Below are 15,322 nucleotides of genomic sequence, written 5' to 3' on the forward strand. Positions count from 1 at the left end.
ATCAGGCCACGCTTTGCTGCGACACGATGCCTGCAGTTACGGTGTCGGTCAGCTCCAGCGGCTCGTTTTCGCTCAGATTCATCAGCTCGGCCAACCGCGCCCGGCCTCTGTTCACCCGGCTCTTGATCGTGCCGACCTTGACGCCGCAGGTTTCTGCGGCCTCCTCATAAGAGAACCCGCCGGCGCCAACCAGGATCAGCGCCTCGCGCTGTTCATCGTTCAGCTGTTCGAAAGCTTTGTTGAAATCGCGCATGTTCAGGCGCCCGTCATGATCAGGTTTCTGCGAAAGCTGCTCGGACAGGACGCCATCGCCGTCCTCCACCTCGCGGCGGCGTTTACGGCGTAGAGAGTAATACGTGTTGCGCAGGATCGTAAAGAGCCAGGCCCGCATATTGGAGCCTTCCTCGAATTTGTCGATATTGGTCCAGGCTTTCACCAAGGTATCCTGCACCAGATCATCGGCCATGGCCGTATTCCGGGTCAGACTGATGGCAAACGCACGCATGGCACCAAGGTGGTCCACCAGCTCGTCTCTGGGATCGCCCATCAGGAGTCATCCTCATCACGATTGGCGCTTTCGATCGGCGCTGCGCCCTTGGCTTTCAACTGGTCGAGAAGATTTGCGAACCGGTCGGGGATAGGCTCCGACGCAAGCGTATCAAACGCCTTTTTCAGGTTGCTGTCGATCTCTCGCTCGATCGCGTCGCCGCGTTTTTCTGTTGCCTTGTGCTTTTCCATACGATCCAACTATATTTTTTTACGCACACTCTGGAACCAAACGCAGTGACCAGACGTATGGTTCCATATGTATTCAGAAAAAAAGGGACATATCAAATGACCGCCCCGACAGGAGAAATTCTTGCTAATCAGATCGGGTCTAACCTGCCGTTCCTGCGCCGTTATGCGCGGGCGCTGACAGGTAGCCAGACCAGCGGTGACACCTATGCCCTTGCAACTCTGGAGGCGATCCTGGCCGAGCCGGACCGCTATGAGGCTGAGCTGAAAGCAAAGGTGGCTTTGTTCCGCGCTTTCCATGTTATCTGGAGTTCCAGCGGTGCCCCGGTTGAGCTGGATATGCCCGACAGCGGGCTGGAGACCCAGGCGCAGAAGCATCTGCGTGCGCTTACCCCGAATACCCGCGAGGCGCTTCTGCTTCACACGATTGAGGATTTCAGCACCGCAGAGGTGGCGCAGATCATGGAAATCGGCGCCGATGAAGCAAGTGAGCTGGTGAAGATCGCCTATCAGGAGATGTCGAAATCCACATCGGGTCGCATCATGATCATCGAGGATGAGGCGATCATTTCGATGGATCTTGAAGGGATCGTCAGCGAAATGGGACATCGGGTGACCGGCATTGCCCGGACTGAAGATGCCGCGCTGAAACTCGCAAGGGAGGAGACACCGGATCTGATCCTGTCGGATATCCAGCTTGCGGATAACTCCAGCGGCATTGATGCGGTGAACAAGATCCTTGAAAATCATTTTGACTGCCCCGTGATCTTTATCACTGCCTTCCCCGAAAGGCTGCTAACCGGCGAAGGGCCGGAACCTGCCTTCCTGATCTCGAAGCCCTATACCGAGGATCAGGTTCGCTCGGCGGTCAGCCAGGCGATGTTCTTCTCCTCGACCGAGACGTTGAAGGCCTAAACCAGGCGCAAACCTGTTTTGATCAAATAGCCGCCTGTGATCAGGCGGCTATTTTTGTGTCTGGACGGCAGTTGCGGATGTTTTCCGCTCTTTCGCTTGAGATCGCCGCCGCGCCGGGATCACCGCCGCGCGCGTCTCTCGTGCCGGATCACCCTGTCAGGCGGCGCCTAAGCTCTCGTCAGGCCTCAGCCTTTGGCGATGGCGCGCAGCATCCAGGCGGCCTGCTCGTGAAAGGCGGAGCGCGCCGTCGCCAGATCCTCGGTAACGATATCCTTGCGATCGCCCGCCAGCTCGGCCAGCGCATGAAGGCGGTGCGCGACACGTTCATGGCAATGAGCGAGATCCTCAACCATATCCGCAGCCGTCAGCGAGCCGGTTTTGTCTTCAAGCTTCGAACGGCTGACGATATCGGCAAGGCTCGACGGCGCCAGATGCCCCAGCGCGCGGATCCGTTCCGCCAGCTCGTCGGTCGCTGCAAACATATTCTCATACTGCTCTTCGGTCAGCTTATGGACCGAGTAGAAGGCCGGCCCTTCGACGTTCCAGTGATAGGCATGGGTCTTGAACACGAGGCGATAGGTATCGGCCAGCACATCGGCCAGCCCGCTGGCGATCACCGAGGTGTCACGGACACCGGTGCTAACGTCATCACGGCTGGGCACAACTGAAAGCGCTTCGCTCATCTCATCATCTCCTTTGTCTATGTCGGTCTCACCACCCCAACGTGTGCTCCTGACAGAGGTTCCCATATTTCTCGCCGGTGTCAGACCTTCTCACCGATGTCAGGCGCGCAGGCGCCGGGGACAGATGGGCAACGAAAATGGGCGGACGCCACAGCATCCGCCCCTTATCGCTTTCGCATTGTCGTCTCCACGCTATCTGCCCTTTACCACCCGAACCACCATGGCGATGGCAAAGAGTACAAGGAACACGAAGAACAAAATCTGCGCGATCCCGGCAGAGGCAGACGCCACACCGCCAAAGCCGAAGAGGCCAGCGATGACTGCGACAACAAAGAATAGCAAAGCCCAGTAGAGCATGGTCCTCTCCTTCATATCATGTCGTGCTGTGATACCGTCCCAACTCAGACCGCGCGGCGATGGTTCCATGGAACTTTCGCGGCTCGGCGCACGTTGAGTGGTGGAAAGGAGACTTCATCATGGCTGCAACTCAGACACAGACTGAACCGAAGAAATCGACCGCTGCGCGACGCAAGCAGGACACCCTGACAGAGGCGTCCCAGCCGATTGCGGCAAAAGCCAAAGAGGTTGGCGAACAGCTGGAGGATATGGCGGTACGCAATGCTCAGGCGGTCCGTGAGATGGCGACCGAGGGTGCAAAAACCGCGTCCCAGACCGTTAATGAGCTTGCCTCCCAGAGTGAGGAATTCGTGAAGAAGAATCCGGCGCTTGCCGTAGCTGGCGCGCTGGGGCTGGGCGTTCTGATCGGCCTTGCGGTCCGCAACCGCTACTGAAACACTTAAATTCCGAGATACAAAAAAGGGAGGCCAGCGGCCTCCCTTTTTTGTATCTGTTGGACACGTTTCTCTGACTATGAACAACCACCGCTGCGAGGGGATTCAGGTGAATTTGCGAAACAGCCGCGTGGTGTCGAAGATTGTATCGAGTTTCTCGTAGCGCGCGCGCGTCTCGTCCCAGCGCTCCTCCTGTGCGGCCGAGATCATCGCCTCCAGCAGCATCATGGTTGAGATGTTCGAGTCCCAGGCCGAGGGGATTTCCACCCAGCAATTGAAGGTATGCGCCGCCACAGATCCGATAGGGCTGGACCATTGGTCGGTGATCAAGATCACCCGCACCCCCCGTTCCGAAGCCAGTTCGGCCAGCCGTTGCAGGTTGGTCTCATAGCGGCGTACGTCGAACATCAGCAGCGTGTCGCCTTCCACCATATCCAGCACGTAATGCGGCCAGGTCGCCGAGGAGGAGGTCATATGTGTGACCCGCTGGCGAATGGCCTGAAAATGCGTGAAGGCATAATCCGCAAGCGCACGGGTGATGCGCCCGCCAACCACATAGAGCCGACCCTCAGTATCGGCCAGCTGCCGGACCGCCGCATCGAACTGCTCTGAATCGACGTTGGAAAAGGTCTGGCTGAGGTTGTCGGTCACCGCCTGTGCAAATCTGTTTAGAAGATGCCCCTCCGGCGCCTCCGACGCCCAGTTGGCCCGGCGCTGGGTCGGACCGGATCCCTTTGCCTCCAGCTCTTTCAGCAGGGCCTGATGGAACTGCGGATATCCTTTGAAACCAAGCTTCTGCACCATGCGCGCCACGGTGGGTGTCGACACATCGGCATTGGCGGCAACAATGGTGATAGAGGCCAGACCAGCCGCCGGATAATTGGCCAGCAGGGCATTTGCGAATTTGCGCTCTGCCTGGGTCAGGGTTGCATATTGCTCCCGGATGAGTTCGCGCACGGTGGCGGGCGGTTTTGTCACTGTCCGGCTATCCCTCTGGTTTGCCTACAATTTATGCACTACCCCAAAGACAGGGCCATCCCCGACACGAGGGGATCAAACTGATGCTGAAAATATATTGACACAAAAAGTCGTACGTGAAAACATTTTTCCAAAATCAGGGAGTGCCCAATGTCACTGAGCGATTCCAACGCTCCATCTGCCGCCGCACCGGAACTGCCCAATGAGGCAGTAGAGATCTGGAATGCAGCGGGCACCGGCGATGTGCTGGTGCTGTGCGAACATGCCAGCAACCACATTCCGGCGCGGTATGAGGGGCTTGGCCTGTCGGAGGATGACCGCGCCAGCCATGCCGCCTGGGATCCCGGCGCATTGGCGGTGGCCAAGGGTCTATCGGTGGCTCTGGACGCGCCGCTGGTAGCAAGCCGGGTGTCGCGGCTGGTCTATGACTGCAACCGCCCGCCCGAAGCTGCCAGTGCCATGCCCGCGAAATCGGAACTGATCGAAGTCCCCGGCAACCGTGATCTGGATGCGGCGGCGCGGGCCGAACGGGTCGACAGCGTCTACACCCCTTTCTGCGCGGCCGTGGCGCAGGTGATCGCTGATCGCAGGGCCGCAGGCCGCGAGACGATGCTGGTGACGGTCCACAGCTTTACCCCGATCTTTTACGGCACCCCGCGCAGCGTCGAAATCGGCATCCTGCACGATGCGGACAGCCGCTTGGCCGATGCGATGCTGGAGGCCGCCCCGGCCCTGCCCGACCGCCAGATCGAGCGCAACGCGCCCTATGGCCCGCAGGACGGTGTCACACATTCGCTGGTGCTGCATGGTCAGAACAATGGTTTGGCCAATGTGATGATCGAAGTGCGTAACGATCTGTTGCAGACCCCGGAACAGGAAGCCGCCATGACAGACGAATTGCTGTGTCTGCTGCGCCCGGCCCTGAGCGCGCTGACCAGTAAGGAGGCAGCCAATGCCTAGTGCCATCAAGAGCTATGTACGCGCCATCGACGCGATGAACCGCGTGATTGGCCGTTTCGCCATGTATCTGATCTTTGTGCTGGTTGGGGTGCTTCTGTGGTCCTCGGTGTCAAAGACCTTTTTCAACCCGTCACTCTGGACGCTGGAGACCGCGCAGTTTGTCATGGTCGCCTACTATATTCTGGGCGGTCCCTACTCGATCCAGATGGGCAGCAATGTACGGATGGATCTGTTCTATGGCGCATGGTCGCTCAAGACCAAGGCCATGGTCGATGCCGTCACCGTGCTGTTCCTGATGTTCTACCTGGGGATCCTGTTTTATGGCGCCGTCAGCTCCACCGCCTATTCGCTGGGGTATTTCGGGCTGGAGCCGTTTCAGTTCTTCGGAGAGCTGCTGACAATCCTTGTGAGCGAAGGCGTCGATGCCGCCAGCGCCAAACTCGGCTATCTGGAACGCAGCTCCACCGCCTGGCGCCCCTTCATGTGGCCGATCAAAACCATCCTCTGTTTCGGCGTCTTTCTGATGCTGCTGCAATGCCTTGCTGAATTGTTCCGTGATCTCGGACGCCTTCGCGGAGACGACTTCTAATGTCCTATGAACTCATCGCCATTATGATGTTTGCCGGCATGATGCTGATGCTGATGACCGGTCAGCGTGTGTTTGGCGCAATCGGTTTCGTCGGCGCTGTGGCCGGTCTGCTGCTCTGGGGCACTGGCGGCAGTGAAATCCCCTTCTCCGCGGCCATGAAGCTGATGAAATGGTATCCTCTGCTCACGCTGCCAATGTTCATCTTCATGGGGTACGTGCTGTCGGAATCGAAGATCGCAGATGATCTCTACCGGATGTTTCACGTGTGGATGGGACCGGTCAAAGGCGGGCTGGCGATTGGTACCATTGGTCTGATGGTCCTGATCTCGGCGATGAACGGTCTGTCCGTGGCTGGTATGGCCATCGGCGCCACCATCGCCCTGCCCGAGCTTTTGCGCCGTGGCTATGACAAGACGCTGGTCACCGGCACCATTCAGGCCGGATCCTCCCTCGGCATTCTGGTGCCGCCCTCCGTCGTGCTGGTGCTGTATGCGATGATCGCGCGCCAGCCAGTTGGTCAGCTCTGGCTCGCCGGTGTTGTTCCGGGTCTGTTGATGGCGGCCATGTTCATCATCTACATCTATCTGCGCGCCCGGATGCAGCCCGAACTCGGCCCCGCCATGAGCCCCGAGGATCTCGCCGAATATGAGCGCATCAGCGATCATCCGCTGCGCCTGAACTACATCGTTCTGGCCCTTCTGGTGCTGGTGCCGCTGGTGGTCAAGATGGGCATCATCGAGGCAAAACCCGCGATGGGCGTGGCTCTTGCCGGTGCTGTTCTGGCCTTTGTCACCAGAGGCGTTCCGATCTTCTATCATGATGTCTTCATGAAGGAAAAATACCGCCTGCTGTTCTCCGGCGTGCTGCCCTTGGCGATCTTTGCCGCGATGATGGTTCCCTTTGTGAATGGCTGGACCTCGCTGGTGGAAAGCTCCGCCATTGGTGCGATGACCGCCTTTGTCGCGGCCATTCTCAAAGGTCGGATGAACAAGGAGGTGTTTGAAACGTCGGTGCGCTCCACCCTGGGGATTTCCTGCATGTTCATGTGGATCATCCTCGCCGCGCTTGGCTTTGGCGCAATTTTTGATGGTCTGGGCGCGGTGAAGGCGATCGAGGATCTGTTCACCACGCAGCTGGGTCTCAGCCCCTGGATGATCCTGATCCTGATGCAGCTGAGCTTTATCGTGATGGGCACCTTCCTTGATGACACCGCGATGCTGGTGATCGTGGCGCCGCTTTATGTGCCGCTTGTGGGGGCGCTGGGGTTCGATCTGATCTGGTACGGTGTGCTTTATACCATCACCACCCAGATCGCCTATATGACGCCGCCCTTTGGCTACAACCTGTTCCTGATGCGGGCGATGGCGCCACCGGAAATCGGGCTGAAAGACATCTACGTCTCAATCATCCCCTTTGCCGCTGTCATGGTGGTCGCACTCGCCCTGGTGATGATGTTCCCGCAGATTGCCCTGTGGCTGCCGGACTATGTTTACGGAAAATAACCCTCAGAAGAGCTCCGCAAGGGGGCCGGACATTCAACATGGAGAAGAGACATGACGACAAGACGTAAGTTTATACAGACCGCCGGTGTCGGCGCCCTGGCCGCACCGCTGGCCACACCTGCGCTGGCTCAGTCGAAAATCACCTGGCGTATGCAGACCTATGCCGGTGCGGCACTGGCCGAGCATGTGGTGAAACCCGCCATCGACATGTTCAACAAGATCGCAGGCGACCGCATGCAGATCGAGCTCTACTATGCCGACCAGCTGGTCCCCACCGGCGAGCTGTTCCGCGCCATGCAGCGCGGCACGATCGACGCGGTGCAGTCGGATGACGACTCGATGGCCTCGCCCACCGAAGTCACTGTCTTTGGCGGCTATTTCCCCTTCGCCTCGCGCTACTCGCTCGATGTGCCTGTGCTGTTCAACCAATATGGTCTGAACGAGATCTGGGACGAGGAATACTCCAAGGTCGGCGTCAAGCATATCTCGGCAGGCGCCTGGGACCCCTGCCATTTCGCCACCAAGGATCCGATCAACTCGCTGGCCGACCTCAATGGGAAACGCGTCTTCACCTTCCCGACCGCCGGCCGTTTCCTGAGCCAGTTCGGCGTGGTGCCGGTCACCCTGCCGTGGGAAGACATCGAAGTTGCCATGCAGACTGGCGAGCTGGACGGCATCGCCTGGTCCGGCATCACCGAGGATTACACCGTCGGCTGGGCGGATGTGACCAACTACTTCCTGACCAACAACATCTCCGGCGCCTGGGCTGGCTCCTTCTTTGCCAACCAGGGCCGCTGGAACGAGCTGCCCGAGGATCTGCAGACCCTGTTCCGTGTCTGCTGTGATCAGTCGCATTATTATCGCCAGTGGTGGTACTGGGGTGGCGAAGCCTCCTTGCGCGTGAACGGCGACAAGATGAAACTGACCACGATTCCGGACAACGAATGGCAGCAGGTCGAAGACGCCGCCGTCAAATTCTGGGACGAAATCGCCGCCGAAAGCCCGACCAAAGCGCGCGTTGTCGAGATCATCAAGAAGTACAACGCCGACATGCAGAAGGCCGGCCGCCCCTATCGCTACGGCTAAGGCTGCCACAGAAAACCGAATTTGGCCCGCGTGCGGTGGGCCAAATTCCTTCCCAAGGAATTTGCTCAACTTTTTTAGTCAGAAAGTTGTGGCCTCAGAACACAAAGGGCTGCTCATGCTCTCCTTCGATACGCTCAAAGACCAGGTTGCCGACGGCACCGTTGATACAGTTCTTGTGTGCCTTGTGGACATGCAGGGTCGGCTGATGGGCAAACGCTTTCACGCCAAGCATTTTGTGAACGGCGCCTGGGAAGAGACCCATTGCTGCAACTATCTCCTCGCCACCGATCTGGCGATGGCGACGCCGGAAGGCTATGCCTCGACCAGCTGGGAAAACGGCTATGGCGATTATGTAATGAAGCCGGATCTGGCCACGCTGCGCCCGGTGCCCTGGCTGGCTGGCACGGTGATGGTGCTCTGTGATGTGCTGGATCACCACAGCCATGAGGAAGTCCCCCATTCTCCCCGCGCCATCCTGAAACGTCAGGTGAACCGTCTCAAAGAGATGGGTTTTGACGCGATGTGCGCCACCGAGCTGGAATTCTTCCTGTTCGAGAAGAGCTTTGACGAAATCCGCAAATCCGGTTTCCGCGATCTGCAGCCGATCTCGGGCTACAATGAGGACTACAGCATCCTGCAGACCTCGCGTGAGGAACATATCCTGCGCCCGATCCGCAACCACCTGTGGGATGCAGGGCTGCCGATCGAGAATTCCAAGGGCGAGGCCGAGACCGGTCAGGAAGAGCTGAACATCAAATATGCCGCCGCGATGGATACGGCTGAATATCACACCATTGCCAAACATGCGGTGAAAGAGATCGCCCAGCAGCAGGGCCATGCCGTCACCTTCCTGCCGAAATGGCATCACGAGAAGGTCGGCTCCTCCTCCCATGTCCACCAGTCGCTGTGGCAGGACGGCAAACCTGCCTTCTATGACGAGAGCGACGCGCTGGGCATGTCATCGCTGATGAAGGCCTACATGGCGGGTCTGCTGAAATACGCGCCGGATTACACCGCCTTCATGGCGCCCTATATCAACAGCTACAAACGCTTCATGAAGGGCACCTTTGCCCCGACCCGTATCATCTGGTCGGTGGACAACCGCACCGCAGGCTATCGCCTCTGCGGTGTCGGCAGCAAGGCAATCCGCGTGGAATGCCGGATACCCGGCTCGGACATGAACCCCTATCTCGCGATCGCCGGCATGCTGGCGGCGGGTATTGCAGGCATCGAGGAAGGGCTTGAGCTGCAGGCCCCCACCAAGGGCGATGTCTATCAGGGCGACACCGGCATGATCCCCGGCACGCTGCGTGAGGCGGCGGCGGCACTCAAAAGCTCGGCCATGTTGCGGGCCACCATGGGCGATGCGGTGGTTGACCACTATGTCCGTGCGGCGGAAGTTGAGATCGAGGATTTCGAGCGGATCGTGACCGACTACGAGATTGCCCGCGGGTTTGAGCGCGTCTGAGACGCGCAGCCTTCGGCGAGAGTATTTTTGGAAAGATGACGATGGGGGCGTGGCCCCCGTCAAACCACATGAGGAAGACCATGGGCCAGACCCTGAAATGTATTTCACCGATCGACGGATCAGTCTATGCCGAGCGCGAGACGCTGTCGCCGGAGGCCGCAGCAGAGCGTGCCAAGGCAGCACGTGTGGCCCAGGCGGCCTGGGCCGCCCGCCCCCTGCAGGAGCGGATTGACCTGGTGATGGCCGGCGTCGCCGCCGTGGGGGCCATGAATGACGAGATCGTGCCGGAGCTGGCCCACATGATGGGGCGCCCGGTGCGCTATGGCGGCGAGTTTGGCGGCTTCAACGAACGTGCCAGCCACATGGCCGCGATTGCGGCAGAGTCGCTTGCGGATATCGAGGTTGGAGAGGACGCCACCTTCAAACGCTACATCAAGCGCGTGCCCCATGGGGTTGTGTTGGTGGTCGCGCCCTGGAACTACCCCTATATGACCGCAATCAACACCGTGGCGCCTGCGCTGATTGCGGGCAATACCGTGGTGCTGAAACATGCCACCCAGACGCTTCTGGTGGGCGAGCGCATGGCGCAGGCCTTCCAGTCGGCGGGCGTTCCGGCAGATGTGTTCCAGAATGTATTCCTCGACCATGACACCACATCCTCGCTAATTGCCTCAAAGGCATTTGACTTCGTGAACTTCACAGGCTCCGTCGGTGGCGGTCAGGCGATGGAGCGCGCAGCGGCCGGCACCTTTACCGGCGTCGGCACCGAGCTGGGCGGCAAGGATCCGGGCTATGTGATGGACGACGCAGATCTGGACGCGGCGGTGGACACGCTGATCGATGGCGCCATGTTCAACGCAGGCCAGTGCTGCTGCGGCATCGAGCGGATCTATGTCCATGAGAGCCTTTACGACGCCTTTGTCGAGAAGGCCGTAGCCATCGTGAAAGGCTACAAGCTGGGCAATCCGCTGGAGGCAGAAACCACCATTGGCCCGATGGCCAATGTGCGCTTTGCACAGGAGGTGCGCGACCAGATCGCCGAGGCGGTAGCGGCGGGTGCTGTCGCCCATATCGCGCCCTTCGCCGAGGATGACGGCGGTGCCTATCTCACACCGCAGATCCTGACCAATGTGACTCATGACATGCGGGTGATGCGCGACGAGAGCTTTGGCCCTGTCGTGGGCATCATGAAAGTCACCTCTGACGAGGAGGCGATTGCGCTGATGAATGACAGCGAATTTGGCCTCACCGCGTCGCTCTGGACCCGCGATGTCGAGCGCGCCGCGCGTGTTGGCGATCAGATCGAAACCGGCACCGTGTTTATGAACCGCGCCGATTATCTGGATCCGGGCCTGTGCTGGACCGGCTGCAAGAACACCGGCCGCGGTGGGGGTCTGTCGATCATCGGCTTCCATAACCTCACCCGCCCGAAATCCTATCACCTGAAAAAAGTCACGGGCTGAGCCCCGTCATCTTTCCAAAAATACTCCGGGGGGCTTGCCGCAGGGCAAGCGGGGGCAGCGCCCCCTCCCCGGCTTCATCACAGGAACACACCTATGACTCTTGTTGGAAACTGGTCCTACCCGACCGCAATCAAATTCGGCGCAGGTCGGATCAAGGAACTGGCGGACGCCTGCGCTGCTGTCGGCATGAAGAAACCTCTGCTGGTCACCGACAAAGGCCTGGCCGAACTGCCTGTCACCCAAGCCACCCTCGACATCCTGGAGGCCGCGGGCCTTGGCCGGGCGATGTTCTGCGAGGTTGACCCAAACCCGAACGAGAAGAACCTCGAAGCCGGTGTTGCCGCCTACAAGGCGGGCGGCCATGACGGGGTTATCGCTTTTGGCGGCGGCTCTGGCCTCGATCTGGGCAAGATGGTCGCCTTCATGTGCGGCCAGACCCGACCGGTTTGGGATTTTGAAGACATCGGCGACTGGTGGACCCGCGCCGATGCCGATGCAATCGCGCCAATCATCGCCGTGCCGACCACCGCAGGCACCGGCTCCGAGGTCGGCCGCGCCTCTGTGATCACCGACAGTGTGACCCATCAGAAAAAGATCATCTTCCACCCCAAGGTGCTGCCAACCGTGGTGATCTGTGATCCCGAGCTGACCGTGGGCATGCCGAAGTTCATCACCGCAGGCACCGGGCTGGATGCCTTTGCCCATTGCGTCGAGGCGTTCTCCAGCCCGCATTACCACCCGATGTCGCAGGGCATCGCGCTGGAAGGCATGCGCCTGATAAAGGATTTCCTGCCGCGCGCCTATGCCGATGGTACCGATATCGAGGCGCGCGCGCAGATGATGTCGGCTGCGGCCATGGGGGCCACCGCCTTCCAGAAAGGCCTCGGCGCGATCCACGCCATGAGCCACCCGATCGGCGCAGTGTTCAACACCCACCACGGCACCACCAATGCGGTCTGCATGCCTGCGGTTCTGGCCTTCAACGCGCCGGAAATCCGCGAGCGGTTCAACACCGCAGCTGCCTATCTGGGCATCGACTGCGGCTTTGACGGTTTCTGCGCCTATGTGCAGGAGCTGAACGACAGTCTCGGTATCCCACGTGGCCTCGCGGACCTCGGCGTCACCGAAGACGCCATCCCCGAGCTGGTCCGAGGCGCCCTGATCGACCCCTCCTGCGGCGGCAACCCTGTCGTTCTGGATGAAGCCAATCTTACGCAGCTATTCAAGGACGCGATGTGATCTCCGGTTGAGGGCCACAGAATACTGAGCCCGGACCGAGCTGTCTGACGTCTGGCTCAGGTGTCGTGATTGCGGCCCCTCTCTGCTTGAGAGGGGCCGCATTTTTATTCGCAATGATCCGGGTCGGTCCCTATTTCGCCGCGCCGCAGTGCCGATCGACCATGCGCTGCACCATCGGGGCAAAGTGCCAGAAATCGGGCGTCTTCATCCCCTCACGCTTGCCCGCCTCGTCCAGATAGCGCACCGCGATGATCTCCTTGAGGTTCGGATTGGCCTCGAACTCCACCACTTCCTGCGCGGTCATCGGTCCCCCCTGCAGCTCCAGCGTATGGACCGAGGCAGGCGAAAGGCGTTTAAAATACTCGGGCTTCGTCGCACAGAGATAGCGTTTCGCAGCAACGTGGTAGCGACAGCAATCGGTGATCACGCTGGGAAAGAAGCGCTCCAGCACCTCGGCCCCGGCGTCCTCATGGTGGCGGTCTTCGGTATCATCGGGGTGATAGGTGCCAAACTCCGATGTGAAATGACCGATATCATGCAGGAGGGCGCCGACGATGATTTCCTCCGGCTGGCCATTCTCTTCGGCGATTGTGGCGCCCTGCAGCATATGCTCTCCCATGGTCACCGGCTCGCCCAGATATTCCTCACCGCCGCGGCGATCGAAGATGGAGCCGAGGAACGCAACGATTGTGTCGCGGTCGAGTGTCTCAGGCGGGCGATGCGGCGCTGGCTGCGGTTTGCGGCTGGTCATTCCGCCGCCTCCCCCAGGGCCTGACGCCGCCGGGCCTCATAGGCAGAGCGCAGCCCGTCCTTGTCGGCATAGCAGCCCTGCAACCACCGCGTTCCTTCGCCGGAATAGCCCTTGCGCGCATGAAGGACACGGGTGTTGTCGACCACAAATGCCTCACCGGGGTTCAGGCGAAAGGTCACCTCCATTGCCGTGTCGTCGATAATCTCGCCGAACCGGCGATAGGCCGCATAATAGAGCGCCATTTTGTCGAAGGGGACATCCTGAACCGCCGCAAGGGAGCGATTGTTGAAACGCACAGCAATCAGCTCGCCATCCGGCGCCAGCTCGATCATCGGACGGCGCGAGGTCAGGCAAACCGCGGCTTCGCCAGCATATTCAAAGCGCGCGCAATGCTCGGCCAGAACGTTGAAATAGGCTTCGTTTTCGGCCTTGAGCCGCAGCGCCGCGGCAAAGCCGTCAACCACCATGTTCTCGCCGCCGGCAGCCGAGCTTTCGAGACAGTAGAGCACCTGGATCGTCGGCACGGGATCGCGATAGGGGTTGTCGGTATGGGCCTGCAAGCCAAGCCCGGTAAAGGCCAGATTGGTCGGATTCACCTCGGTACGGACCTCAAAGTGACGCCCATAGTTGGTCTCCCGGACATGACCAAAAAGATCCACAACCCGGAACAGTGCACCGTCCTCAACCGGACCGTTGACGATTTTGCCAAACCCGTAGCGTGTCACCGCGCCAAGCCAATCGCCCAACGCCGCACCACCGGCTTGCAGCGCGGCAAAATCCCCGGTGGGCACGGCCGCCATCAACCCCGCGTCCCAGGGCTCGACCCCCTCCGCGAGCCAGCCGCGCGCGTCCTGACGCGCCCGGTCATAGGCATGATCCCCAAGCCAGGACAGATCGTAATCCACGGTCTTCTCTTCCGGGACGAACCGCACCCGGAGGTGGCCGCCATCAAGCGTCGCCTCCGCAATTGCCGTGTCGGCCGGAATATCGCGCAGGGCGATCAGACGCTGACCATTGGCCGTCGCACGGGTCTCGGGATCGCCCGCATTGTCGCGCAGCCAGATCGCGTGGAACCGCAGTTCAGACGTCCCGAGAGACAGGGTGAGATAATCGCCCGCTGGGGCAACGGTAACTGATGGCATGATGTCCTCAAGAAAGGGTCCGCAATGCGGAAGATGACTTTTGCCTGTATGTTGCCACCGGTCCTGGATAATCTCAAATTAGGAATTTCTGCACTTAGGCCAAGGTCAGCTAATGCAAAAACAGCGCTCAACCCTGCCCCCGCTGGAATGGATCCGCGCCTTTGAAGCGGCGGCGCGCTGCGGCAGCTTTACCGCAGCCGCAGGCGAAACCGGGATCACCCAATCCGCCATCTCGCAGCGCATCGCCCAGCTGGAGAAACGGCTGGGGGTGGCGCTGTTCCACCGTCACCCTCGTGCCATTTCCCTGACTGTAGAGGGCGAGGCCTGGCTGCCCCATATCCAGTCGGCGCTGGACACGATGCGCGACAGCTCAGAGGCGCTGTTCGGCACCGGGCGGCGCCAGCTGACGATCTCCGCCAGCCAGTCGGTCATTGATCTGTGGCTCACGCCAAGGCTGGCAGCCCTGAGCGAGATTTCGGGTGGTCAGCTTGCAATCCAGACCATGGTGCTGGGCGCCCATGACGCGCCCGAGGATGATGTGCTGCGCATTCGCTACGGCGCCGGGGACTGGCCCCACCCCTATAAGCTGCCGCTCTATTCCGAGGAAATCGCGCCGATGGCGGCGCCCGCTCTGATCAAGGCTGCGCAGGACTGGACCGACTGGCCCCGCATTGCCTGTTCCGGTCCACGCCCGGGCTGGCCCGATTGGGTTGCCCGCCACGGCGGCGGGACAACGCCAGTACCGCATCTGCGTTTTGACACATTCCTGTCGGCACTTGGCGCGGCACAGGCCGGGGCCGGCGTTCTGCTAGGTTCGCTTCCCCTGTGCCGCGTGCCCCTGGCCGAGGGGCGGCTGGTTCGCCTTGATCGGAACCGGCTGAAACACCATGCCACCTATTGGATGATCGCCGGAAAAGACGCGGTAACCCACACGCAATGGAGCGAGCTGACACGCATCATGCAGTGAGCCGCGACAAACGATTGGGCCACGCGAATTGTCGCAATGGCAATCTGTCTTAT

At 60.3% G+C, this 15,322-nt stretch carries 17 protein-coding genes; 10 read left to right on the top strand and 7 right to left on the bottom strand.

From position 1 onward, the window contains the following. Position 1 precedes the first annotated feature (1 nt). Complete coding sequence (locus VWY60_RS05510) at positions 2–547, bottom strand: RNA polymerase sigma factor (protein ID WP_340547374.1); 546 nt, start codon at positions 545–547, stop codon at positions 2–4. After that, positions 547–738, bottom strand: coding sequence for a NepR family anti-sigma factor (locus VWY60_RS05515; RefSeq protein WP_340547375.1), 192 nt, complete (start codon positions 736–738; stop codon positions 547–549). The genes VWY60_RS05510 and VWY60_RS05515 overlap by 1 nt, the downstream gene beginning before the upstream one ends. 96 nt (positions 739–834) lie before the next feature. On the opposite strand from VWY60_RS05515, the gene VWY60_RS05520 reads away from it, so the two are divergent. Beyond that, positions 835–1,650 carry a response regulator gene (locus VWY60_RS05520; protein ID WP_340547376.1) on the top strand — a complete coding sequence of 272 codons (816 nt, stop codon included), beginning with the start codon at positions 835–837 and terminating at the stop codon, positions 1,648–1,650. A gap of 185 nt (positions 1,651–1,835) precedes the next feature. Here VWY60_RS05520 and VWY60_RS05525 read toward each other — a convergent pair whose 3' ends face one another. After that, a complete protein-coding gene (locus tag VWY60_RS05525) occupies positions 1,836–2,333 on the bottom strand; it encodes a Dps family protein (protein ID WP_340547377.1) in 498 nt (165 codons plus the stop codon). Positions 2,334–2,525: 192 nt separating this feature from the next. Further along, positions 2,526–2,690, bottom strand: coding sequence for a DUF1328 domain-containing protein (locus tag VWY60_RS05530; RefSeq protein ID WP_340547378.1), 165 nt, complete (start codon positions 2,688–2,690; stop codon positions 2,526–2,528). A 119-nt stretch (positions 2,691–2,809) separates the two neighbouring features. Here VWY60_RS05530 and VWY60_RS05535 point away from each other — a divergent pair, with 119 nt between their 5' ends. Beyond that, a complete protein-coding gene (locus VWY60_RS05535; protein ID WP_340547379.1) occupies positions 2,810–3,124 on the top strand; it encodes a hypothetical protein in 315 nt (104 codons plus the stop codon). 105 nt (positions 3,125–3,229) lie between these two features. On the opposite strand, the gene VWY60_RS05540 is transcribed toward VWY60_RS05535, so the two are convergent. After that, the gene (locus tag VWY60_RS05540) at positions 3,230–4,102 is read right to left on the bottom strand and encodes a MurR/RpiR family transcriptional regulator (RefSeq protein WP_340547380.1); all 873 of its coding nucleotides are present in this window, start codon (positions 4,100–4,102) and stop codon (positions 3,230–3,232) included. A 150-nt stretch (positions 4,103–4,252) separates the two neighbouring features. On the opposite strand from VWY60_RS05540, the gene VWY60_RS05545 reads away from it, so the two are divergent. From VWY60_RS05545 to VWY60_RS05575, 7 genes are all read left to right on the top strand, one after another. Then, positions 4,253–5,062, top strand: coding sequence for an N-formylglutamate amidohydrolase (locus tag VWY60_RS05545; RefSeq protein WP_340547381.1), 810 nt, complete (start codon positions 4,253–4,255; stop codon positions 5,060–5,062). Continuing rightward, complete coding sequence (locus tag VWY60_RS05550; protein ID WP_340547382.1) at positions 5,055–5,651, top strand: TRAP transporter small permease subunit; 597 nt, start codon at positions 5,055–5,057, stop codon at positions 5,649–5,651. The genes VWY60_RS05545 and VWY60_RS05550 overlap by 8 nt, the downstream gene beginning before the upstream one ends. After that, positions 5,651–7,153, top strand: coding sequence for a TRAP transporter large permease (locus VWY60_RS05555; protein WP_340547383.1), 1,503 nt, complete (start codon positions 5,651–5,653; stop codon positions 7,151–7,153). The genes VWY60_RS05550 and VWY60_RS05555 overlap by 1 nt, the downstream gene beginning before the upstream one ends. Positions 7,154–7,204: 51 nt before the next feature. Next, positions 7,205–8,239 (top strand): TRAP transporter substrate-binding protein, encoded by a 1,035-nt coding sequence (locus VWY60_RS05560; RefSeq protein ID WP_340547384.1) that lies wholly within the window; start codon positions 7,205–7,207, stop codon positions 8,237–8,239. Between the two features lie 115 nt (positions 8,240–8,354). Beyond that, the gene (locus tag VWY60_RS05565; RefSeq protein ID WP_340547385.1) at positions 8,355–9,707 is read left to right on the top strand and encodes a glutamine synthetase family protein; all 1,353 of its coding nucleotides are present in this window, start codon (positions 8,355–8,357) and stop codon (positions 9,705–9,707) included. Between the two features lie 80 nt (positions 9,708–9,787). Then, positions 9,788–11,170 (top strand): aldehyde dehydrogenase family protein, encoded by a 1,383-nt coding sequence (locus VWY60_RS05570; RefSeq protein ID WP_416539982.1) that lies wholly within the window; start codon positions 9,788–9,790, stop codon positions 11,168–11,170. A 93-nt stretch (positions 11,171–11,263) separates the two neighbouring features. Then, positions 11,264–12,409, top strand: coding sequence for an iron-containing alcohol dehydrogenase (locus tag VWY60_RS05575; RefSeq protein ID WP_416539983.1), 1,146 nt, complete (start codon positions 11,264–11,266; stop codon positions 12,407–12,409). A gap of 130 nt (positions 12,410–12,539) precedes the next feature. Here VWY60_RS05575 and VWY60_RS05580 read toward each other — a convergent pair whose 3' ends face one another. Both VWY60_RS05580 and VWY60_RS05585 read right to left on the bottom strand, forming a co-directional pair. Next, a complete protein-coding gene (locus VWY60_RS05580) occupies positions 12,540–13,160 on the bottom strand; it encodes an HD domain-containing protein (protein ID WP_416536638.1) in 621 nt (206 codons plus the stop codon). Further along, on the bottom strand, positions 13,157–14,302 hold the full coding sequence (locus VWY60_RS05585) for a TauD/TfdA family dioxygenase (RefSeq protein ID WP_416539984.1): 1,146 nt from the start codon (positions 14,300–14,302) through the stop codon (positions 13,157–13,159). The genes VWY60_RS05580 and VWY60_RS05585 overlap by 4 nt, the downstream gene beginning before the upstream one ends. A 112-nt stretch (positions 14,303–14,414) precedes the next feature. Between VWY60_RS05585 and VWY60_RS05590 the strand changes: the two genes are divergently transcribed. After that, entirely contained in the window at positions 14,415–15,269 is an 855-nt protein-coding gene (locus VWY60_RS05590) for a LysR family transcriptional regulator (protein ID WP_416539985.1), read from the top strand. Positions 15,270–15,322 lie beyond the last annotated feature (53 nt).

It is taken from the genome of Phaeobacter sp. JH20_26 (assembly GCF_048056275.1).
Classification (GTDB): domain Bacteria; phylum Pseudomonadota; class Alphaproteobacteria; order Rhodobacterales; family Rhodobacteraceae; genus Phaeobacter; species Phaeobacter bryozoorum.